We start from the raw sequence: 23,771 nt of genomic DNA, 5'->3' as shown, positions 1-23,771 counted from the left end.
TCGCCCAGCCTCCACTCCAATCAACTTATTTACATAGTATACGTTTTAACAAATGCCATCCAAAACTTTTGGTGATGATCTGATTTCAGAGGTAATTTTATTTATATACTGCACGCTCTCCGCCAATCAGCTTTGGACGTGTTGTTGCAATTGTCACAACCGCTTCTCCTACCATTCGCACAGAAGTACGAACTGGAACAGCTACTGCCTTTAAATGCATACCTATGAGTGTTTGACCAATGTCAATACCTGCACTTGCTTGCACAGCTTCCACAACAACGGGATTTGTAAATTGCGTAAACGCATATGCAGACATCGAGCCACCTGCTGTACGAACTGGTACAACTGTTACTGGTTCATAACCAAATTGGTCTGCCGTTGTTGCTTCCATTGTAATAGCACGATTAATATGCTCACATCCTTGGAACGCTAGATGTAGTTGATGTTTCTTTGCAAATGCCTGCAGCGGCTCAAAAATCGCCTCTCCAATTTCAAGCGCGCCTGCTGTGCCAATTTTCTGACCAATCACTTCAGATGTCGAGCAGCCTACGACAAAAATAGTATTTGGTCGTAGGGTTACCTGCTCTTCAAATTCACTGAGTAACTGAGTCAAATGTGTTCGTATTTGTTGAACAACCACTATGCTCAGCCCCTTTATTTCTAAATTATTTATGTCACATAGCTAAATTTCTTTGATGAAGATGACACGTTTTAGCTTAGGACGTATGTTAACAAACTTAATTGCTTTTCTTACTGCTCAAGCTCAGCGATTTTTTCAATGCGGCGCGTATGACGGCCACCTTCAAAATCTGTTTCAAGCCATACTTTAGCGATTTCACGTGCAAGGCCTGGCCCAATAACACGCTCACCCATTGCTAAAATGTTGGAATCATTGTGGCAACGCGTTGCTTTTGCGCTAAATAAATCATGCACTAAAGCACAACGAATCCCCTTAATTTTATTTGCAGCAATGGACATACCAATGCCTGTGCCACAAATTAAAATACCTTTATCAAATTCCCCGCTAGCAACACCTTCAGTAACTGGTTTTGCATAATCAGGATAGTCTACTGAATCCGCAGATTGTGGACCAAAATCTTCGTAGCTAATATGTAGCTCATCTAACAGCTGCATAATCTCACGACGTAAGTTATTGCCTCCGTGATCAGAAGAAATTGCTATTCTCACTGGGTTCCCTCATTTCGAAATTATAGTCAACACTAGTGTACCACTTCTATCTCAAGAATAACATGATTTTTCTTGCATTTTTATGCTGATTTCTCCTAAAAGACGAACGTTTCTTGTAATTGAACATCAAAACATTCACTTTTAAACTCATTTCCCTGTGGATATTGTGAATATCATGTTGATAAATTCGGATAACGGTCTTTTGTTGTAATATTCCATCTTCTAAAGTTTTTTTACCTTTACAATTGCAGTGGACATGCTATAGCAATATTTTTTCTATGTATTGCCAGTAGTTAACACTATAGAGGGATTCTATACAAAATGCGAGCGTGGCGTAATAGCTATGAAACTTTTTTAGTTTGACGCACCCTCCGTCACTTTACGGGCTATCCTTCACTTTGCCTCTTCTATTTGCCACTATCATCAATGCGGGCATCAATTACAAACCTTCATACAACATAAAAAAACTGTAGTAAACTCGAACTTTACTCGAGTTTATCTACAGTCTAAATTCTTCACCTTTATGCTTGTCTATCAAATTGTTGAATCATTTTATGCAGCTCTTCCGATTGTTTCTTTAAACCTTCTGCTAGTTTTTCGACTTGCTCAATTGCGTATGCTTGTTCTTCTGCTGCACTACGAACTTCTTGTGCACCCGCTGACGTTTCTTGAGCAATAGCTGCAACTTCTTGAGATTGACGAGCAGTTGTTTCAATATTATGCATTTGCTGTTCAATAAGTGTAGAAATTTCTACAATCGCTGTCGCCATTTCGTGTACACTTGAAGACATCCCTTCTACTGCTGTCGTTGTTTCTGATACACGTGCAGCTTCTTTTGTCGCAAATGTCACCTGTTGATTCATTTGTTTTACAACAATTTCAACGTTTTGTTGCATAGATTGAATAAGGGAAGTAATACCCTGTACCGCTTTCGCACTTTCATCCGCTAAACTACGAACTTCTTCAGCTACAACGGCAAAACCTTTCCCATGTTCTCCAGCACGCGCTGCTTCAATCGAAGCGTTTAAAGCTAGTAAATTTGTTTGTGCTGCAATATCGCCAACTAAGCTAATAATGCGCTCTACCTGGCCGGCATTTTCCTCTAATAGACGAATGCTTTCTAATGCCTCCGTATTGCCAGCCGCAATTTGCTGAATACTATTCACTAATGTTTCGATCGCTTTTGTTGTTGTCGTTAAATTATGTAAAATCTCTTTCGATTGCGCTGCCGATGCCTCTGCTCTACTATTAACTTCTGTCGCGAGAGCTCGTACATCTTCAATAGCTTCAGCTGTATCTTGGACTGCCGTTGCAGATGTCTCTGCACCAGTAGAAATATGCTTTACTGTAGAAGCAATATTCTCTGCTTTTTTTGTTGCAACTGCTGCTTCATCAGATAGTTGAATAATGGATTGATTGGTTTGCTGGAAGTTATTATCTATACTTTCTACCATTCCTCTTAAATTCAACACCATTTGTTGGAATGCCTCTGCAACAGAACGAATCTCATCACTTGTTTTCGGCATTTCTACATCTTGACCAATTTTCCCTTCTGCTACACGGGAAGCTGAATTTTCTAGTTTCTGTAAAGGTTTAATTAAGATTACACTGAAAATTCCAGCCAAAATACATGACCATGCAATCCCCGACAGATAAGTAAAAATTTCAAACAGTTTACGATCAATTTCTGGGAAGAAGGTAGGTTGTAAATATTCGATAAATATAAAACTAATACTGTACGTGATCAGTGCAAGAATACCGACAAATAATACTAGTTTAAGTCGTAAGCCAAACTGTTTTTTCATAGCGCCCCTCAATTCTCTTCAATTTTTTTTACTAATCGCTCTACCAATTCCGTTAATTCTACAAATGTTTCTTTATATATTTCTTTACTACCACCGTAAGGATCGACAACATTTCCTTCGCTACCTTCGCTTGTATACTCTTTTAACGTAAAAACTTTTTGTTCTGCATTTGGATAATTAGCAATAATTGTAGCTTTGTGTGCTGTTGTCATTGTTAAAATTAAATCTGCCCACTCCAGTTCAGTTATCGATAATTGCGTTGCTAAATGCTGATGCGTCATATTTGCTTCATATAATACTTGTTGTGCATGCGTAGACATTTCCGCATTTGGCATGGCATAAATGCCCGCTGAACGGACCTCCACATTGTCAGTTTGTTTATGCTTTAAAATAACTTCTGCCATGGGACTGCGACAAGTATTTCCAGTGCAAACAAATAGTATTTTCATACTTATCACCCTCCATCGTTTTCTCTATTGCCGAATGGCTAGTACACTCATAATGATAAAAAAAATCCCTGTAATGATTTGGAATTTATCGCCAAGTAACACCTGACTTCTTCGCGCAATGACTAATGACCCATAAGAGCAAATAAGCGCACTTACACCCGCACTTATAATAAATACTGATTTCTCTAAGTGTAGCATACCAAAAGAAATACTTACTGAAAAGGTATCTAGGCTTGCAGTCACAGCTAACAGTATTGGTGCAATAGTAACCTTTTCATCTTTCCGCGTAAATAATAGTACATGTAAGCCCATGCAAAATAATAAAATACTTGAAATCCATTGTCCCCACTCTAAGAAGAAATGCACTAAAAAGTGTCCTAATTCGAACCCTAATAATGGGAATAGCATATGCAAAGCAGCTGTCCAAACTGATAAAAAAAATCGATATCTAACATGTGGTATTAATACATATAAACCAATCACATCTACAGACGTTAATATACCTGCAAGAATCCCCTGCAAGAAAGCACTCCTTCGCTCTCTAATATTTTATCATTTTATGCTCGAAAATACAGTATTATCATAATACATTTTCCTTACTGCTAAGTGTTAAAAGTCACTCCATCAATGAACAATACCTTCATTTATAGTAAAAACTTGCTACGTTTTCAACAGCAATAGATCAAGTAGAAAAGTCTAAGCAGATTTTTATACTTGATCTGTACTAAAAAGCGAAGCGTCAGTACTGCCCATAAAAGCCCGATTGGTGAACACTAATAATTTACGTTCTCATACAAAAATAGCATGCCAGAAGTTACTTCTAGCATACTATTTTTTATAGGTATTTTATGAACGAGTATACCATTTTCCTCCGGCTGCTTTCTCAAGACGATTCATAATTGCAGCCCCTACCCCTTCAGTCGATGTAGTAGTCGCCAGGATAATTGTAGCTGTTGTTTTATCGCAAGCTCTTAGCGCATGATACAATGTCGCACCCATTTCTTCTTTACTACCGGCCTCTCCTACTGAGAAATAAAAATCTGCCTTGCTGTCAGCAAAGCTAGCTGGTGCAAGTAACGCTACTTTATGCCCTTGTTTTTGTAATTGATAGACAGCCTCATGGACTTTCTCTAAATCACAGTCAATTAATAGCACAGGGGCATTAGGAGCATAGTGTGTATATTTCATACCAGGGGCTTTTGGAGTAGCCTCTAATTTTTGCTCTATTTTTGAAGGTTGCAGTACTTGACCAATTTTAGCCTCTAACATTTCCTTCGTAATTCCGCCTGGACGCAAAATTACTGGAGGTTCGTGTGTCACATCTAACACTGTAGATTCGAGTCCAATCCCAGTGGAGCCTCCATCTAAAATATAAGGTATGTACCCTCCCAAATCATCCTGAACATGTATTGCTTCTGTAGGACTTGGCTTTCCACTACGATTAGCACTCGGCGCAGCAAGTGGCTTTTTTAATTGTTGAAGTAAGGCAAGTGCAACTGGATGATCCGGCATACGAATGCCTACAGTCGATAGACCTGCTGTCACACTGTCCGCCAGCACATTTGGCTTAACGGGCATTACAAGTGTCAGTGGACCTGGCCAAAATAAATCCATACATTTTTTGGCTACTTCAGAAATATGCTCAATATAAAGTTCAACTTCCTCTTGCGTGCCAATGTGGACAATTAGCGGATTGTCAGAAGGACGACCTTTTGCTTCAAATATCTTTTTTACTGCCGTGTCATTTGTTGCAACAGCTCCTAGGCCATAAACCGTTTCTGTTGGAAATGCCACGACCTCACCTGCATTTAAGATATCCACAGCTTGTGTATAATTTGTCTGACTATTCACATTACTGTCCACAATCTTGCAAACGGTTTCCATCATTAAAACCTTCCTTCAATTATTCGTTTTTACTGAATTATCCACATAATGTTTATAACTTATTAAAAATTGTGCATAAGTTATCTGAATTTGTGAACAATTCATTCAAAAAAACCTTTAATCCATTCCCATATAAAAAATGTAACGTGTTCCTTCTCTTCTTTTACTTCTTCTTTTGCTTCTTCTTTCGCAGGCTCACAAATTGATGGGAATACACTACACCACCAGTTATCACCACGTGCATCACCGATTTTCACGACAATCGAATGATACAAATTTTGTGGATAAAGTACAGCGTCCTTTCTCTTTGGTGGAAATAAGTTATCCCCAAGTACAACTTGTGTATCCAGTTGTGGATAATTTTCTTTTATTTCTGCCTCAATTTCTTGTTTTAATAAAAGTATTTGCTCGTTATCCACAGTTTTAGCTTTAGCACTAGCTACTACTTGTGTAAAATAGGGCATTAAATTTTTGACAAGCTGCTCTTTTTCAAACTGATCCTGATTCGTATTGCTATTGGCAATAACGCGTATACGAAAATCATTTTCTTGCTCATGATTGATAGACGCTTTCGCAAAACCTACTAATGTTGGAATATATAAAACACATAATTGTAAAGCAATCGCAATAAATACTAATCTTGCAAAAGCTAGAATAATATTTCGTTTAGGTAATCTAATAATCTTGTATTCGTTTAACATAAAAATCCCTCCTTGCTCAACATTGTTGGCAAGAAGTAGATACTTTATACATGAATTTCACAAAAAATCATTCGAGGTTTACCATTTATATCTTTTTCTATCGTAATTGTAGCCTGCGGAAAACTATTTTTAAAGAATTGAGCTACCTGCTCCCCTTGTGTATAACCGATTTCTAGACCAATGAGCGCAGGTTTATTCATAAGGGGCGGAAGCTGCTCAGCCAACTTTCTATATAAAATAAGTCCGTCTTCCTCTGCAAAAAGAGCACTATGCGGTTCATGCTCTAGTACGGTACTCGACATCTCTTTCGCCTCATCAAAAGCAATATACGGTGGATTCGATAACACGATATCAAATTTCTCACCTGCCAGAGGTTTCGTTAAATCCCCTAATCGAAAATCAATTTCCGCTGCTAATCTTTGTGCATTTCTTTGTGCTGTTGTTAAAGCCGCTGCGGATAAATCAGTGGCAACGACTGTTAGCTCGGGACATTCTAGCTTCATAGAAATAGCAATTGCACCACTACCAGTTCCGATATCTGCAAGCTTCACTGCTTGATCATTAAACATTTTGTTCATACGATTAATTGTTCCAAGTACTAATTCCTCGGTCTCTGGTCTAGGAATTAGCACTGACTCATCGACAATAAATGAACGGCCATAAAATTCTTCACTACCGAGGCAATACTGTACAGGTCGTCCACTCGCATGCTCTTCGATGAGTTCTTTAAATTTCTCTTTTTGTTCAGCTGTTAATTCATCTTGAAGATGTAACATTACTTCTGAGTAGCTTGTGCCAAGTATATGCTGCATGACAATACGTGCTGCCGTTTCCTCACGATCATTATCCACTAAAAAAGAAGAAGCCCATTGAAGGGCCTCCATTACACTATTATAGGTCATCATTTAATCGCTCTAACTTTGATGCTTGTTCCTCTAAAATAAGCGCATCAATAATTTCGCCTAGTCTACCTTCGACGATTTGATCTAGTTTTTGAATCGTTAAACCAATACGGTGGTCTGTTACACGGTTTTGTGGATAATTGTATGTGCGAATACGCTCAGAGCGATCGCCTGAACCTACAGCTGATTTACGTGTGGCATCGATTTCCTTTTGTGCTTCTTGTAAATACATATCAGCAACACGAGCACGCAGAATTTTCATTGCCTTTTCACGGTTTTTAATTTGTGATCGTTCATCCTGCATCGAAACAACAACACCTGTCGGTAAGTGAGTCATACGAACAGCTGACATCGTAGTATTTACCGACTGGCCACCGGCACCAGAAGATGCAAATGTATCCACTCGGATATCTTTTTCATGGATTTCAACATCCACTTCCTCGACCTCAGGTAAGCAAGCTACTGTTGCTGTCGATGTATGAATACGCCCTTGAGATTCTGTCGCAGGTACACGTTGCACACGGTGCGCACCATTTTCAAATTTAAATTTTGAATATGCACCTTGACCGTTAATCATAAAAATAACTTCTTTATAGCCGCCCATTGCGTTTGGCGTCGCTTCCATTATGTCAATTTTCCAGCCTTGTGTCTCTGCGTAACGAGAGTACATGCGGAACAAATCTCCAGCGAAAATATTCGCCTCGTCTCCACCAGCTGCTCCGCGAATCTCCATAATAACGTTTTTATTATCATTAGGATCTTTTGGAATTAATAAGATGCGTAAACGTTCTTCTAACTCTTCTTGTTGTTCTTTTAGTAGGTTGAATTCTTCTTTCACCATCTCGTGCATATCAGGATCTTTTTCACTATCTAGCATTTCACGTGTTTCAACTAATTGCTCTTTTACACTTTTATATTCACGATAAGCATCAACAGTTTCCTGGATATCTGATTGTTCTTTGGAATATTCACGTAATTTTTTACTATCATTCACAATATCGGGATCACTTAAAAGTTCCGTTAGCCTTTCATAACGATCCTCCACTGCTTGTAATCGATCGAACATGGATTTCACCTCTATTAAGTTTTTATGAAGTTTACTCTTTTGTATTTGCAGAGAAACTTTAAATTTGAATTACGCTAAGCGCGTAAGAATATTTTTGAGCATTTTTCATTTCCACTACTTAGTATAAGGAAATTTCCGCATGTATGCTACTTTTTATTAGTTCTATCAACTGAATCAGTTTGCATTATAGCGGCGGATGCACGTGACATTTTCGACAAACCGGATAGTAGGAATCATTTCCTCCAATTTGAATTTGATCACCTGTGTAAACAGGCTTTCCACGTTCATCAACACGCAAATTCATTGTCGCCTTTTTATGACAGAACCAGCAAATTGTTTTCATTTCCTCAATTTTATCTGCATATGTAAGCATGTACTGACTGCCTTCAAATAGCTCATTTTGGAAATCATTTTTTAGACCGAAGCCCATGACTGGAATATCTAGCTCATCCACGATATTTGCCAACTGTAAAACATGCTCTTTTTTTAGAAATTGTACTTCATCAACAAGTACACAATATGGTTTTACAGTATTATTTTTTACTAGTTCAAAAATATTTGTATCATCATTAACAGGAATGGCTTGTTGACGTAAGCCTACTCGACTTGAGATAAAACCTACTTCATCTCGCGTATCAAGACCTGATGTAAACATCATTACAGGTTTTTGTTGTTCTTCATAGTTATGCGCAACTTTTAAAATTTCTATAGATTTACCACTATTCATTGCACCATGTTTAAAATATAGCTGTGCCATTTTGTCTTCTCCCTTTCTTCATGTCGATCTAGATACTGAAAAGACTCGCAATAGGCATTTAACTTCTTTCGGCTACAGCAGTCTCCCACCTCAATAGCTAGGGAGATGAATGCGGATTTAAGCTATTTTCAGCTGGTATCCACACACCCACTGAAAGAAGTTAAGCCTCCGGCGGATGTCACGGAATCGGAAAGGAGTTCTTAGAGGATGTTCGCCTAAAATCATCGCATCCACGCGATAACGACTAACTGACCTGCATCGTGCCTCAGATCTACGCTTTCGCTCAATAGCTGTTGCTGTCGTTAACACTGCGCTTTTGCACAACAACATTTGCAGTCCTAAGCACAAAGCCGATTCCGGACGCAATTATGCCGAGGCATAATTGTATTATACTGAAAAAAATACCTGCCAAGCACATGCTTGGCAGGTATTAAACTAACATTAGTTTTTAAGACCGTATTTTTTGTTGAAACGATCTACGCGACCATCAGCAGACGCGAATTTTTGACGGCCAGTATAGAATGGGTGACAATCGTTGCAGAACTCGACAACGATGTTTTCTTTTACTGAACCAGTTTTGAAAGAGTTACCACAAGAGCAAGTTACTGTTGCTTCTTTGTAATCTGGATGAATTCCTTGTTTCATATTCGTTTTCTCCTCTCGCCCTGAACCATCTGGAACAGAGTATTATCGAACTGTACCTTACATAGCCCGAATATGTGTCAGCTACATATGTACACGTTGCATACTTAGCAATAGTACCATATAAAATATATATTTGACAATAGTTAATGATTCGTTATTTATAACAAAAATTTAAAGTTTTGTCCTATTTTCTGTTCCGACTGGGAATAGATTTCTTATAAGTTCAAACTAGCAAATAGATAATCAAAAAAACCACCATCGACTATTGCTAGTCAACGGTGATTCATGTTTTATAGTAAGCCCTTACCTTTAGTAGCTTTTTTCATATCTTCATTTAATTTTTCAAAAAATTCTTCATTTGATTTTGTTGTACGTAATTTTTTCATGAAGCGCTCCGCAAAATCAGGTGCGTCCGAGAATGTTTTACGAATTGCCCATAATTTTTCCAGTTGCTCAGGCTCAAGCAGAAGCTCCTCTTTACGTGTACCTGAACGGCGGATATCAAGCGCTGGGAAAATACGACGCTCTGCTAATTGGCGATCAAGGTGAAGCTCTAAATTACCTGTTCCTTTAAATTCTTCATAAATGACCTCATCCATACGAGATCCTGTATCCACTAAAGCTGTCGCTAAAATTGTTAAACTACCGCCTTCTTCAATATTACGTGCAGAACCGAAGAATCGTTTTGGTCTATGGAATGCAGCAGGATCAATACCGCCTGAAAGCGTACGACCGCTCGGAGGAATAACTAAGTTATACGCTCGTGCTAAACGTGTAATAGAGTCCATTAAAATAATAACATCACGCTTATGCTCAACTAAGCGGCGTGCACGTTCTAAGACAATTTCTGCAACTTTCACATGATTTTCTGGAACCTCATCGAAAGTTGAGCTTACTACATCTGCATTCACAGAACGTTCGATATCAGTTACTTCCTCAGGGCGTTCGTCAATAAGTAAAACAATTAACTCTGCATCCGGATAATTTGTTGTAATAGCATTCGCGATTTCTTTTAATAATGAAGTTTTCCCTGCCTTTGGTGGTGCAACGATCAATCCACGTTGCCCAAAGCCTACAGGTGCCACTAAATCCATAATACGCGTCGATAAATTACGTTGTGTTGTTTCAAGCTTAATTTGACGATCAGGATATAAAGGCGTTAATGCTGGAAAATGCACACGTTCCTTTGCTACTTCTGGGTCTTCGCCGTTAACAGCATCCACCTGTAGTAGTCCATAATAGCGTTCGTTTTCTTTAGGTGGACGTACTTTACCAGATACCTTGTCCCCATTTCGTAAGTCAAAGCGACGAATTTGAGACGCAGAAATATAAATATCCTCTTTACTTGGTGAATAGTTAATTGGTCGAAGGAAGCCAAAGCCCTCTTGCGAAACAATTTCTAGTACACCTTCCATAAAGAAATAACCCTCTTGCTCTGAACGTGTTTTCAAAATAGCAAATATTAATTCTTTTTTCGTTAGCTTGCTATAATATGAAATTTTGTATTGGCGTGCAAGGGCGTAAAGCTCTTTTAACGTCATGTTTTCTAATTGAGCGATTGTCAATGCAGACATATGCACAACTCCAGTCTTTTTCAAAATATAATTGCTGTTTTTGGGGTTAACAAAGAAGTTTTTTTTACGATAGGCTCTGTAGTCTATTCGCACCTGTCAGCTTGAAGCAGAGCGATAGGTATTTGAATTAACTATGCAAAACAATGAAGCATAATATAGCCTTATAAAACTATGGGATGGTTGAAAATTTAGAAGAAGGTACCTAGCGCAAAAAGATGCACTAGGTATATTTTAGAAGAAATTTTTATTAATAGCTAGGTTTTTTATCAAGAGCGTGTCGACCTTCTACAAAACGCACAGTTCCAGATTTAGCTCGCATAACAACTGAATGTGTTAATGCATAAGCTCCTTTATACTGCACACCTTTTAAAAGCTCACAATCTGTTACAGCAGTCGCTGCAAAAATAGCATCGTCACCTTTAACTAGATCATCTAAATAAAGAACTTTATCTACATCTACACCCATTTTTTTACAACGTTCTAATTGTTCTTCATCTTCTGGAACTAGCTTCGCTTGGAAGTCTCCACCCAGACATTTTAATGCAACAGCTGAAATTACACCCTCCGGTGCACCACCAGTACCAAACATAATATCAATGCCAGTTTCATCAAAAGCAGTATTAATAGCTGCTCCAACGTCGCCGTCTTGAATAAATTTAATACGTGCCCCAGCTTCTCGGATTTCATCAACAATTGCTTGGTGACGTGGTCGATCTAAAAGTGTAGCTACTACATCTGAAATATCTTTATTTTTAGCTTTTGCTACCTGTAATAAATTATACGTAACAGAAGCGTTAATATCTACCTTACCTGCTGCTTCCGGTCCTACTGCAATTTTCTCCATGTACATATCAGGTGCGTTTAACAGATTACCTTTATCTGCAATAGCAAGAACTGTCATTGCACCATTTGTACCCTTCGCTACAATATTTGTACCTTCTAATGGGTCAACTGCGATATCTACTTGAGGACCTCCATTACGTAGGCCAAGTTCTTCACCAATATAAAGCATTGGTGCTTCATCCATTTCGCCTTCACCAATCACTACTGTAGCATGCATTGGAATTGTATCGAACATTACGCGCATCGCTGTCGTTGCTGCATCATCTGCCTCAATTTTTAAACCGCGCCCCATCCATTTCCCGGATGCGATTGCTGCTGCCTCTGTTACTCGTACTACTTCCATCGATAAACTACGTTCCATTGTTTTATTTGCCTCCCGTTATCGGCATATTTCTTCGCCGAAACATTCAAATTACCTCTATTGTAACATAGTTAGTTCAAAACTTTTAGCTCTCATTATTCCTTTGCCTCTGCTACACGGGCCATTATTGTTTCACGTCGAATATCGGCGCCTAAATCACGTAATTTCTCAATAAGTGAGCTATAACCACGCTCAATATGATAGATATCATGAATTTCCGTTTCGCCTTCAGCTAATAGACCTGCTAATACTAATGCAGCACCAGCACGAAGGTCTGTAGCTGTTACGGTTGAACCATGTAATTTACTAGGACCTGTAATAATAGCTGTATTTCCTTCAACGCGTGCATTGGAATTCATACGACGAAGTTCATCAATATGCTTAAATCGAGCTGTATAGATTGTATCTGTTATCTTTGAGGAACCAAATGCTTGAGACATTAAAACAGAAAGTGGTTGCTGAATATCAGTTGGGAATCCAGGATACACTAATGTTTTCACATCAACGGCTTGCAATGTGGAGAGATCCGTTTTTGGCACAAAAATACTTTCTTCACCGATTTCAATTTTTACACCCATTTCACGAAGCTTTGCAATAATAGCCTCTAAATGCAATGGGATAACATTATCAATTGTAATGCCTTCACCTAAAGCGGCAGCCATAATCATAAATGTTGCAGCTTCAATACGATCCGGAATAATCGTATGCTCCGTACCATGAAGTTCCTCTACGCCTTCAATACGGATAACACTTGTACCTGCACCTTTAATATTAGCTCCCATGTTAGTGAGAAGAGTAGCTACATCAATAATTTCCGGCTCTTTTGCTGCATTTTCAATAACCGTACGTCCTTTCGCAAGGACTGCAGCTAACATAATATTAATTGTTGCGCCTACACTGGCAACGTCTAAATATATTTTTGCGCCAATTAATTCATCAGCACGTAAATAAATTGCTCCATGCTCATTCGTGATTTTCGCACCTAATGCCTCAAAGCCTTTTATATGTTGGTCAATAGGACGTGGCCCTAAGAAACAGCCTCCTGGTAAACCAATCACAGCTTTTTTAAAGCGGCCAAGCATTGCTCCCATTAAGTAATAGGAGGCACGAAGCTTTTTCACGTTGCCGTTTGGTAAAGGCAACGCAATCATTTCTGTCGGATCAATGGTCATTATGCCATCCTCAAATGAAACTTCTCCACCGATTTCCTCTAATAATGCCTTTAACGTCCATGCATCAGAAATTTCTGGTATCCCTCCAATTGTCACTGGAGAGTTCGCCAAAATTGATGCGGGAATTAAGGCGACTGCACTATTTTTTGCACCACTAACTTTTATTGTACCCTTTAGACGATTTTCGCCTGTAATTTTATAAACATCCATTTCGCGTTCTCCCTCATGATTGGAAAGTAATTTTTTCTGCAATTGGCTCACTATATAATCTTATTATTTGCCTTTTCTCTTATTCCAATCCGTTAAAAATCCTTCAATTCCTTTTTCCGTTAATGGATGATGGAAAAGTTGCTTTAATACTTTAAAAGGAGTAGTTGCAATATGTGCACCAGCAAGTGCTGCCGCTGTTACATGCTGCGGATGACGAATAGATGCAGCGATAATTTGCGTATCGATATTATGAATTGTGAAAATATCTGCAATCGTTTCAATTAGTTCTACACCGTTTTGACCTATATCATCTAGACGACCGATAAATGGTGATACATATGTAGCACCCGCACGAGCAGCCATTAATGCTTGGTTGGCACTGAAGATTAATGTTACGTTCGTTTTAATACCTTTGTCTGCAAAGAAGCGACATGCCTCTAATCCAGCTGGCGTCATTGGCAATTTAACTGTAATATTCGGAGCAATTTCTGCCAATTCTAAGCCTTCTTTAATCATACCTTCCGCATCTAGAGCAATTACTTCCCCACTCACTGAGCCATCTACAAGCTCTGTGATTTCACGCAGTCGATCATGGAAAGAAACGTTCTCTTCTTTAGCAACTAACGATGGGTTTGTCGTAACACCTGATAAAATACCCCATGCGTGTGCTTCTTTAATCTCTTCAAAGTTTGCTGTATCAATGAAAAATTTCATTATATTCCCTCCTGATCATTGTTTGGCTTAGTACCATAACGTAGGGTTGCTTTCGTTCCACCTGAGCGCTTATCTATAGCCGTTCAGTTAGATTGAAAATCAACTACTATACATTACATTCGTTTTCACCTAAATGCCATCCCCAACTTTTGGTGATGGACTTTATATTTACTTTTTCAACGAGTAAACACCCGTTGAAATAAAGGAACTCACCACGTCCTGTGGCAATTTATATGTGCGAAAGCGTAGCGTCAGCACTACACTTTCGCGCGCAATAAATATTTGTTAGCCTAAAGCCTCCGGCAAAATTCACGGAATTTATGGCGAGGCATTATTAATATTATTTTCGCCAAAAATTTATCATTTCAAAAACAAGAGAAGGTCGATAACAGCATCAACACTTCTCTTATTTGTGTATTCATCTGTGCTTTTGTAGTATTTTAGATACAAAAATTATGCTTTTTGCGCACTACCAAATTCACGAATTTTCCCGATAACTGTTGATTTAATCGCTTCACGTGCTGGAGCAAGGAATTTACGAGGGTCATAAACAACTTTATCATTATCAAGAACTTCACGGATTACTTTTGTAGCAGCAATTTGATTTTCAGTATTGACGTTAATTTTTGCTGTACCTAATGAAATCGAGCGTTGGATATCTTTTGTTGGGATTCCTGTACCACCATGTAATACTAATGGTAAATCTGCTAATTTAGAGATTTCTTCCATTTCTTTAAAACCTAAATTTGGTTCACCTTTGTAGGGACCATGTACAGAGCCAAGTGCTGGTGCTAAGCAATCGATATCTGTTAGCTCAACCATTTTACGGCATTCCTCTGGATCAGCGTACATAATACCACCGATAACGCCATCCTCGTCGCCACCTACCGTGCCAAGCTCTGCTTCAACAGAAACACCTTTCGCATGAGCGTACTCAACTACTTTTGAAGTAGTCGCAACATTTTCCTCAAATGGATGATGAGAAGCATCAATCATAACCGATGTAAATCCTGCATCAATTGCTTCTTTACATTTTTCAAAGCTTGAACCATGGTCAAGATGAATAGCTACAGGTACTGTAGTGCCATAAGATTCCATCAAACCTTTTACCATGTGTACAACGGAGATGAATCCGCCCATATATTTACCTGCGCCTTCAGAAACGCCTAGAATTACTGGAGATTTTTCTTCTTCTGCTGCTTGTAAAATTGCTTGAGTCCACTCAAGGTTGTTGATGTTGAACTGACCAACCGCATAACCTTCTGCTTTTGCTTTAATTAACATCTCTTTCATAGATACTAATGCCATACTAAAAATCCTCCTCTTAGGACTATTCTTTTACATAGATATGCTATTTAATCATAGCAAAAATAAAAGCCCCTGAAAAGCAGGGGCTTTTATTTTCTACGCGAAAGCGGAGTGCAACGTAGCGACAGCGTCTTGTTTTCTGCACGTAAGCGAAGTGGAACGTAGCGGCAGTGCAACCGCAGTGCAGTGCAACGGAACGAAGGTTTCAGCCCCTGAAAAGCAGGGGCTTTTATTTTCTACGCGAAAGCGGAGTGCAACGTAGTGACAGCGTCTTGTTTTCTGCACGTAAGCGAAGTGGAACGTAGCGGCAGTGCAACGGAACGAAGGTTTCAGCCCCTGAAAAGCAGGGGCTTTTATTTTCTACGCGAAAGCGGAGTGGAACGTAGCGACAGCGTCTCGTTTTCTGCACGTAAGGGAATGTTATGGTGATGAGTTATATATTTTGGCAGCTAATGAATATAAAACGGTAGAAAATTACTAAAAATCTTATACAATCATGAAAAACAGGCGGTGTTGACCACTGCCTGTTTTTCTATACTTTTAATGTTTTATTCACTTCATCTCGCACTTCAAAAATATCAAAAGGCTTAGTAAAATATCGGATTGCTCCTAAATCTAATGCCTCCTGTACAACGTCCAATTCACCATATGCAGTCATCATGAATACTGGAAGTTGTGGCCACTTCTCTTTTAAGCGCTTTAAAATTTCTATGCCATCCATCCCTGGAATTTTCATGTCTAATAGGACACAATCCATTTCCTCCTCAGCATATTTCAGCGCTTCCATACCATTTGCAGCTAAATATGTAACATAACCTTCTTTTTTCAATACTTCATTTAATAGCAAACGAATTCCTGGTTGATCATCGACAATTAGTAATCGTTTCACATTTCATTCCGCCCTTTTTGAGTTATTATTCTTACACAAAACTTCCTATATTATGTATTATTCTCCTTTAACCTCTTAATACCTTCTAGTATTATAAATTATCTGCTTTTGCTTTATGCTCTTATCATACCTATAATATTGATTGAGGTGGGATCATGTCAAAAATTCTAACAACACAATTAAGTGGATTATTACAAAGAATAACACAAACTGAAGAGGAAGCTATTGAAGAAACAGCAAGATTACTTGCACAAGCGGGTATTGGTGAAGGCAATGTCTATTTCGCATGTTTTGGCGAAATGCAAGTTGTCGAATTAAATGCATGCCAAGCTGTTGAACGTTTTACCAAGTTAGTCCCTTGGACAAAAGATACAGTGATCACAGAAGCTGATCGTGTATGCATTTTTACACGTAGTGCACACGATGAGGATGCATTAGCCTTAGCACAGCAATTAAATAATCAGTTTATTCCATTTGCAGCAGTTGCTAGCGAAGTTGATAATTCTGAAAATCCACTAGCAGATTTAGCGTATACGTATATTTCAACACGCATGCGCGGTGGTTTATTACCGAACGATTTAGGTAAGCGCATAGTCGTGCCACATGCTATCGCTGCCCTTTTTGTTTATGAAGCAGTAAAAATTGCGTATGATGAAATGCTTGGTCTTGATGACGAAGAGCTGTAAAGAATCTAACATTACAGAAATACTTTGAAGATTATCGAAACAAAATCGCTCTTTATCGAAACTATTTGAGCTTTTATCGTAACAAAATCTCATTTTATCGAAACATTTTGGACTTTTATCGAGAAACAAGTTCTTTCTAACAAAAAAAGAGTTGTCTCAGCACTTGAGACAACTCTTTTTTCATTATTTGAATGTTGCTCCGATAAAATCACGGAACAATGGCTGTGGACGGTTTGGTCGTGATACCAACTCAGGGTGGAATTGACATGCTACGAAGAAATTATTTTCTGGTAACTCGATAATTTCCACTAATTTACCGTCAGGACTTGTACCTGAGAAGACAAGACCTTCAGCTTCCATCGCTTCACGATACTCATTGTTAAATTCATAACGATGGCGGTGACGTTCATAAACAAGTTCTTGACCATAAGCTTGGATTGCCTTTGAGCCTTCTTTTAACTTACATGGATATAAACCTAAACGTAATGTACCACCGATGTCTACACTGTCATTTTGATCTGGTAGGAAATCGATAATCGGATATTCTGTTTTTGGATCAAGCTCTGTTGAATGCGCTCCTTGTAAACCAAGTACGTTACGAGCAAATTCCACTGTTGCAAGTTGCATACCTAGGCAAATACCTAAGAATGGTACATTATTTTCACGAGCATATTGTGTCGCTAAAATTTTACCTTCAACTCCACGATCACCGAAGCCACCTGGAACTAAAATGGCGTCAGCACCTTTTAATAGCGAAACAACATTGTCAGCATCCACGTGTTCTGCATTGATCCAGTCAATCTCAATATCAGAATTATATGCATAGCCTGCATGCTTTAATGCCTCTACAACAGAAATGTAAGCATCTTGTAGTTCTACATATTTACCTACTAATGCTACTTTTCGTTTATTTGGTAAGCTCTTCACTTTTGCTACAAGCTCGCGCCATTCTTCCATATCCGCCTCTGGTGCTTCAATGCCAAAATGGTCAAGCACGATATCATCGATATCTTGAGCATGAAGGTTTAGTGGTACTTCATATAAATGTTCTGCATCGCGAGATTCGATAATTTCGTGTGGCTGAACATCACAGAATAAAGCTAATTTTTCTTTCATATCCTGTGGCACTTCTTGCTCTGTACGTACAACGATAATATTTGGTTGAATACCTAAAGAACGTAATTCTTTTACAGAATGCTGAGTTGGTTTTGTTTTTAGCTCACCCGCAGCTTTAATATAAGGAATCAGCGTACAGTGAACATACATCACATTGTTATGACCTAAATTCGTTTTCATTTGGCGAATTGCTTCAAGGAATGGTAATGACTCAATATCCCCAACTGTTCCACCTACTTCTGTAATAACTACGTCCGCATTTGTTTCGCGACCAGCTCGTTGAATACGATCTTTGATTTCATTTGTAATGTGAGGAATTACTTGTACTGTTCCACCATTGTAATCACCGCGGCGTTCTTTTTGTAATACAGACTGATAAACACGCCCTGATGTTACTGTAGAATGTTTTCCTAGGTTAATATCTATGAAACGTTCGTAGTGACCTAAGTCTAAGTCAGCTTCTGCGCCATCATCTGTTACGAAAACCTCACCATGCTGATAAGGACTCATTGTACCTGGGTCAATATTGATATATGGGTCAAATTTTTGAATCGTTACTTCTAATCCACGATTTTTTAATAAACGACCTAGAGATGCTGCTACAATCCCTTTTCCAAGTGAAGACACAACCCCACCTGTTACAAAAATATACTTCGTCATGAAAAAATTCCTCCTTATATTGTTCTAGAAATTACTAGTAAGAAAAGTGCATTCACGTCCTAAGCTAAGTAATCTTGAGCATTGGTGCAAATGTCTCTACGGCCTAAGAAATTGATATTTCTTATCCCTAAAATAAGAAAAGCCGAGAATGCCTACAAAATTGTAGTCGATTCGAAGCTGTAATCGTTTCTATCTCTTTTCTACTTTCCTTTTAAAAATTTCATCCTAACATACGCAGTCACCGATTATTATACATCATGAATAATTTAGAGCATTTATATTCATTCCGTAGCTATAAACATGGGAGAACTTGACTGAATATAGTTAAAAAAATAAAAAAACGCTCCTCCTGCATAGGTTTGCAGGGGGAGCGTATTACATACACGGTCTTTCTCCTTTAATTAAGGAGCCCAAGTAAAAGATTAAACGGAACCGCGATAGAAGTCAAGATTTTTTACTACAAGGATAAAAGAAAGAAAATTTCAAAGAGTAATTATCATCAATTATGGCTTGGCATAATTGGGTCCGGAATCAGCTTATTTCAGAGGTTGTTTGCTGAAATAAGTTAGATTTCGTCCTCTTCTTCAAATTCTTCTTCATCTTCATCAGTAAAGTCCTCGTCGATTTCTTCATCGATGTCCTCTATATCTTCTTCATCAAAATCGATATCTTCTTTATCATCTTCTTCATCTAGATCATCTTCATCTTCAACGAATTCTTCATAATCTTCATCGAAGTCAATATCTTCTTCATCTAGATCTTCATCTAAATCATCTTCATCTTCAACGGCTGCTTTAGATTTTTTCTTATGAGTTTTAACAGAAGGAGCTGTTTCTTCTTCAATCTGTTCAACTTTATACCATTCACGTAAGCCCCAGCCAGTTTCCTGATTAAATAAGAAGCGACCATCTACATTCATATCTGTGTAAAATTGTAGCAGGCGAGCTTTCATTTCTTCATCACTATAGCCTACAAGCTCTTGAATAATTGTTAATAAGTCATTAAAAGACACTGAGGCACGTTTTTCATTTAAAATTGCGTACGCTAAGTTAATTAACGATTCTTCCGTTAATTGTTCTTTTGTCATTTCACGAAAATTCATTCGTGCACTTCCTTTCCCTCATCACAATGGACGTTTTAAAATTTATATAGCTTTATTGTCGGAGCGCAGCAAAAAAGGCCGCACAAAAGTAACTTTCCATATCATAAGCATAATACCCATTATATACAAAGTTTTATCCTCTTTGCTAGCTTCAATTACTGTTTTTTATATCACGCATTTTTTTTATCCCTAAGTAAAACATATAGACCGATAATATTAGTAAAGGAACAGCGCCAAATTGCTTATCATACAGGAAAATAACTCCTACCACCAAAGCTAAAATAATGATGTAGTTAATAGCTGATTTCATCATTCTACTGCGCCTCCCCTTTTTTTACATTTCTTATTATAACGGAAATAAAAAGAAGTGCCTAATCCTAGGACTAGACACTTAAAACTTCACAAACATTTTGCACAAAATAGAATAAATGTTAAACAATAAGTAAATTTACATGTTTATGAATTACATATTTCGACGATATTGTCCGCCAACCTCATATAAAGCATTTGTAATCTGCCCTAAGCTAGCGACTTTTACGGTTTCCATTAGCTCCGCGAAAATATTACCGTTGTTGACAGCTACTTGTTGTAAACGGGCAAGGGCTGCTTCGTTCTCACCTTCATGTTGCTTCCAAAAGGCATGTAAATTTTGAATTTGCGTCTCTTTTTCCTCCGTCGATGCACGCGCAATTTCCATATTGTTAATTTCATCTTCTGAAGGTGGATTCGGATTTAAGTATGTGTTCACACCAATGATTGGTAACTCACCTGAATGTTTTAGCATCTCATAGTGCATGGATTCCTCTTGAATTTTACCACGTTGATATTGTGTTTCCATTGCACCTAGTACGCCACCACGATCATTGATACGATCAAACTCTTCAAGTACCGCCTCTTCTACAAGGTCTGTTAACTCTTCTACGATAAACGCCCCTTGTAATGGATTCTCGTTTTTCGCTAAGCCATGTTCCTTCGTAATAATCATTTGAATAGCCATTGCACGACGTACAGATTCTTCCGTAGGCGTTGTAATTGCCTCATCATATGCATTTGTATGCAATGAATTACAGTTATCCTGTAATGCCATTAACGCCTGTAATGTTGTGCGGATATCATTAAAATCAATCTCCTGTGCATGCAAACTGCGTCCAGATGTTTGGATATGATATTTTAATTTTTGTGCTCGTTCATTGGCGCCGTACTTATCACGCATTACAATTGCCCAAATACGACGGGCTACACGTCCAATAACCGTGTACTCTGGATCGAGTCCGTTAGAGAAGAAGAATGATAAATTTGGTGCAAAGTCGTCAATATTCATTCCTCGACTTAAATAATATTCCACATACGTAAAGCCATTTGCTAATGTGAAGGCCAATTGGGATATTGGGTTCGCACCAGCCTCGGCAATGTGGTACCCAGAAATAGATACTGAGTAATAATTACGAACTTTATGATCGATAAAGTATTGCTGAATATCTCCCATCATTCGTAACGCAAACTCTGTTGAGAAGATACATGTATTTTGCCCTTGGTCTTCTTTTAAAATATCCGCTTGCACGGTTCCACGTACAACCTGTAATGTTTTCTCCCGTGTCTCTGTAAATTCTTCAACTGTCAATGGTCGACCAAGCTCTTCCTCACGTAGTTTCACTTGCTGATCAATAGCCGTATTCATGAACATTGCCAAAATAACCGGTGCTGGACCGTTAATTGTCATTGATACTGAAGTCGATGGTGCACATAAATCAAAGCCTGCATAAAGCTTTTTCATATCCTCTAACGTACATATTGATACACCCGATTCTCCAATCTTTCCATAAATATCTGGTCGGTAATCTGGATCCTCTCCGTATAACGTTACCGAATCAAATGCTGTTGATAAACGTTTTGCATCATCATCCTTCGATAAATAATGGAATCGTTTATTCGTACGCTCAGGCGTTCCTTCTCCAGCAAATTGTCGCTTCGGATCTTCACCTTCACGTTTAAATTGGAATACCCCCGCTGTATACGGAAATTCACCAGGTACATTTTCTCTATAAACCCAGCGTAAAATTTCACCATAATCTACGAATTTCGGCAAAGCAACTTTAGGTATTTTTGTACCCGAGAGGCTTGTTGTCTTTAAAATTGTACGAATTTCTTTATCACGAACTTTCGTGACAAATTCGTCTCCTGCATACGCTTCTTTTAAAGCATGCCAATTGTCTAAAATACGTTTAGATTCAGCCGTTAATTCATCTCTAACGCCTTCTGCTAAAGAAGTGAGAGATGCAATAAGTGCATCATTTGGCGCTTTTTCCTTAACCGCTGCAATAGCTCCCTCTAATTGGAATAGACGACGAGCAAATTCTACCTGTTGCTCTGATTTTTTATGATAGCCACGCACAGTATCTGTCAGTTCTCGTAAATAATAACGACGATCGTTCGGAATGATAACATCTTGCTTTTGAGTTTTTGCAAATTGCTCATATCCCGTTTCCCAATTACTTCCTGTCTTCGTATTAATGATATTTATTAATGCAGCAAATAAAGCATTCGTTCCTTTATCATTAAATTGACTGGCAATCGTACCGTACACAGGCATATTATCAAGTGATTCATCCCAAAGTTCTCGTGAACGTTGATATTGCTTCTGAACTTGACGTAGCGCATCCTCTGAGCCTTTGCGTTCAAATTTATTGATGGCGATTACATCCGCAAAATCAATCATGTCAATTTTTTCAAGCTGAGTTGGAGCACCAAACTCACTTGTCATCACGTACATGGAAAGATCCGTGTATTTTGTAATTTCCGCATCACCTTGACCAATACCACTTGTTTCTACAATAATTAAATCATAGTCCGCGACACGCACTACGTCTAGCACGTCCCCAATAGAAGCAGTAAGCTCTGTACGAGATCCACGTGTTGCTAAACTACGCATGTATACTCGATTATTAAAAATCGCATTCATACGAATTCGGTCACCAAGTAAAGCGCCACCTGTTTTTTGCTTTGTCGGATCGACAGAAAGAATAGCTACGCGTTTATCCGGAAACTCCTTTAGGAAACGACGAATTAATTCATCCGTTAAGGAAGATTTACCCGCACCACCTGTTCCTGTAATACCTAAAACAGGTGTTCCTTTTGAGCGTTTGCGAGCTTCTTCTAGCATCTTTTTCGTTTCTTCATCATCATTCGACTCAGCAGCAGTTATTAAATTTGCTAATATTTCTGGCGTTTCTGGCGTTAAGGCATCCAACTTTTCTTGATAGTTACCTATAGCGGTTGGGAAATCAGTCCCTTTAATTTTTTCATTAATCATCCCTTGTAATCCTAAAACGCGACCATCCTCTGGCGAGAAAATCCCTGCAATCCCGTAAGCGTGTAGCTCTTTAATTTCACGTGGTAAAATAACACCACCGCCGCCACCATAAATTTTAATATGTGGCGCTCCTTTTTCACGTAGCAAATCATACATATATTTAAAGTATTCCATATGCCCGCCTTGATAAGAAGATACTGCAATGCCTTGTGCATCCTCTTGAATCGCAGCATTTACGACTTCTTCTACGGAGCGGTTATGTCCTAAATGGATTACCTCTACACCACTTGATTGTAAAATACGTCGCATAATGTTAACCGAAGCATCATGTCCATCAAAAAGACTAGATGCTGTTACAAAACGTACGTGATTTTTTGGACGATATACTTCTACCTTTGTCATATGAAATCCCCACTTTCTCCCCTTAAT

At 38.5% G+C, this 23,771-nt stretch carries 22 protein-coding genes; 1 reads left to right on the top strand and 21 read right to left on the bottom strand.

What is annotated here, in order from left to right:
* Nucleotides 1-97: 97 nt before the first annotated feature.
* The 17 genes from MY533_RS01960 to MY533_RS01880 all read right to left on the bottom strand — a co-directional run bounded on the left by MY533_RS01960 (nt 98) and on the right by MY533_RS01880 (nt 16,468).
* The gene (locus MY533_RS01960) at nt 98-640 is read right to left on the bottom strand and encodes a TIGR01440 family protein (RefSeq protein WP_248717823.1); all 543 of its coding nucleotides are present in this window, start codon (nt 638-640) and stop codon (nt 98-100) included.
* Between the two features lie 110 nt (nt 641-750).
* Nucleotides 751-1,188 carry a ribose 5-phosphate isomerase B gene (gene rpiB / locus MY533_RS01955; RefSeq protein ID WP_132360346.1) on the bottom strand — a complete coding sequence of 146 codons (438 nt, stop codon included), beginning with the start codon at nt 1,186-1,188 and terminating at the stop codon, nt 751-753.
* Nucleotides 1,189-1,709: 521 nt separating this feature from the next.
* Entirely contained in the window at nt 1,710-2,993 is a 1,284-nt protein-coding gene (locus MY533_RS01950; RefSeq protein ID WP_248717822.1) for a methyl-accepting chemotaxis protein, read from the bottom strand.
* 8 nt (nt 2,994-3,001) lie between these two features.
* Nucleotides 3,002-3,442 (bottom strand): low molecular weight protein arginine phosphatase, encoded by a 441-nt coding sequence (locus tag MY533_RS01945; RefSeq protein WP_248717821.1) that lies wholly within the window; start codon nt 3,440-3,442, stop codon nt 3,002-3,004.
* Between the two features lie 24 nt (nt 3,443-3,466).
* Nucleotides 3,467-3,964, bottom strand: a complete 498-nt coding sequence (locus MY533_RS01940) for a manganese efflux pump MntP (protein WP_248717820.1) — start codon at nt 3,962-3,964, stop codon at nt 3,467-3,469.
* A 324-nt stretch (nt 3,965-4,288) separates the two neighbouring features.
* Nucleotides 4,289-5,326, bottom strand: a complete 1,038-nt coding sequence (locus MY533_RS01935) for an L-threonylcarbamoyladenylate synthase (RefSeq protein WP_248719131.1) — start codon at nt 5,324-5,326, stop codon at nt 4,289-4,291.
* A gap of 101 nt (nt 5,327-5,427) precedes the next feature.
* Nucleotides 5,428-6,027: a stage II sporulation protein R gene (locus MY533_RS01930; protein WP_248717819.1), complete on the bottom strand. Its 600-nt coding sequence runs from the start codon at nt 6,025-6,027 to the stop codon at nt 5,428-5,430.
* A 44-nt stretch (nt 6,028-6,071) separates the two neighbouring features.
* On the bottom strand, nt 6,072-6,932 hold the full coding sequence (prmC, locus tag MY533_RS01925; protein ID WP_248717818.1) for a peptide chain release factor N(5)-glutamine methyltransferase: 861 nt from the start codon (nt 6,930-6,932) through the stop codon (nt 6,072-6,074).
* Nucleotides 6,919-7,995, bottom strand: a complete 1,077-nt coding sequence (prfA, locus tag MY533_RS01920) for a peptide chain release factor 1 (RefSeq protein ID WP_142509196.1) — start codon at nt 7,993-7,995, stop codon at nt 6,919-6,921. The genes prmC and prfA overlap by 14 nt, the downstream gene beginning before the upstream one ends.
* Nucleotides 7,996-8,179: 184 nt before the next feature.
* Nucleotides 8,180-8,752, bottom strand: a complete 573-nt coding sequence (locus tag MY533_RS01915) for a thymidine kinase (RefSeq protein ID WP_132360332.1) — start codon at nt 8,750-8,752, stop codon at nt 8,180-8,182.
* Between the two features lie 441 nt (nt 8,753-9,193).
* Nucleotides 9,194-9,397 carry a 50S ribosomal protein L31 gene (gene rpmE / locus MY533_RS01910; protein ID WP_049668005.1) on the bottom strand — a complete coding sequence of 68 codons (204 nt, stop codon included), beginning with the start codon at nt 9,395-9,397 and terminating at the stop codon, nt 9,194-9,196.
* Between the two features lie 290 nt (nt 9,398-9,687).
* Nucleotides 9,688-10,971 carry a transcription termination factor Rho gene (gene rho, locus MY533_RS01905; protein ID WP_053484460.1) on the bottom strand — a complete coding sequence of 428 codons (1,284 nt, stop codon included), beginning with the start codon at nt 10,969-10,971 and terminating at the stop codon, nt 9,688-9,690.
* Between the two features lie 247 nt (nt 10,972-11,218).
* A complete protein-coding gene (glpX, locus tag MY533_RS01900; RefSeq protein WP_100546229.1) occupies nt 11,219-12,175 on the bottom strand; it encodes a class II fructose-bisphosphatase in 957 nt (318 codons plus the stop codon).
* Between the two features lie 95 nt (nt 12,176-12,270).
* A complete protein-coding gene (locus MY533_RS01895; protein WP_248717817.1) occupies nt 12,271-13,557 on the bottom strand; it encodes a UDP-N-acetylglucosamine 1-carboxyvinyltransferase in 1,287 nt (428 codons plus the stop codon).
* A 63-nt stretch (nt 13,558-13,620) separates the two neighbouring features.
* Nucleotides 13,621-14,271: a fructose-6-phosphate aldolase gene (gene fsa, locus MY533_RS01890; protein ID WP_132360324.1), complete on the bottom strand. Its 651-nt coding sequence runs from the start codon at nt 14,269-14,271 to the stop codon at nt 13,621-13,623.
* A 453-nt stretch (nt 14,272-14,724) separates the two neighbouring features.
* Complete coding sequence (locus MY533_RS01885) at nt 14,725-15,579, bottom strand: class II fructose-bisphosphate aldolase (RefSeq protein WP_132360322.1); 855 nt, start codon at nt 15,577-15,579, stop codon at nt 14,725-14,727.
* A 532-nt stretch (nt 15,580-16,111) separates the two neighbouring features.
* Entirely contained in the window at nt 16,112-16,468 is a 357-nt protein-coding gene (locus MY533_RS01880) for a response regulator (protein ID WP_132360320.1), read from the bottom strand.
* Between the two features lie 155 nt (nt 16,469-16,623).
* Between MY533_RS01880 and MY533_RS01875 the strand changes: the two genes are divergently transcribed.
* On the top strand, nt 16,624-17,154 hold the full coding sequence (locus MY533_RS01875) for a DUF2529 family protein (protein ID WP_142509202.1): 531 nt from the start codon (nt 16,624-16,626) through the stop codon (nt 17,152-17,154).
* A gap of 183 nt (nt 17,155-17,337) precedes the next feature.
* Here the strand turns inward: MY533_RS01875 and MY533_RS01870 are convergent, their stop codons facing one another.
* The 4 genes from MY533_RS01870 to icmF all read right to left on the bottom strand — a co-directional run bounded on the left by MY533_RS01870 (nt 17,338) and on the right by icmF (nt 23,744).
* Nucleotides 17,338-18,930, bottom strand: a complete 1,593-nt coding sequence (locus tag MY533_RS01870) for a CTP synthase (RefSeq protein WP_132360316.1) — start codon at nt 18,928-18,930, stop codon at nt 17,338-17,340.
* Nucleotides 18,931-19,495: 565 nt separating this feature from the next.
* Entirely contained in the window at nt 19,496-20,032 is a 537-nt protein-coding gene (gene rpoE, locus MY533_RS01865; protein WP_248717816.1) for a DNA-directed RNA polymerase subunit delta, read from the bottom strand.
* Nucleotides 20,033-20,183: 151 nt separating this feature from the next.
* Nucleotides 20,184-20,345 carry a hypothetical protein gene (locus tag MY533_RS01860; RefSeq protein ID WP_248717815.1) on the bottom strand — a complete coding sequence of 54 codons (162 nt, stop codon included), beginning with the start codon at nt 20,343-20,345 and terminating at the stop codon, nt 20,184-20,186.
* A gap of 150 nt (nt 20,346-20,495) precedes the next feature.
* Nucleotides 20,496-23,744: a fused isobutyryl-CoA mutase/GTPase IcmF gene (icmF, locus tag MY533_RS01855; RefSeq protein ID WP_248717814.1), complete on the bottom strand. Its 3,249-nt coding sequence runs from the start codon at nt 23,742-23,744 to the stop codon at nt 20,496-20,498.
* Nucleotides 23,745-23,771 lie beyond the last annotated feature (27 nt).

The organism is Lysinibacillus sp. Ag94, assembly GCF_023242215.1.
Classification (GTDB): domain Bacteria; phylum Bacillota; class Bacilli; order Bacillales_A; family Planococcaceae; genus Lysinibacillus.
Note: the sequence above shows the minus strand (reverse complement) of the source record. Positions and strands in the feature narration are given on the sequence as shown.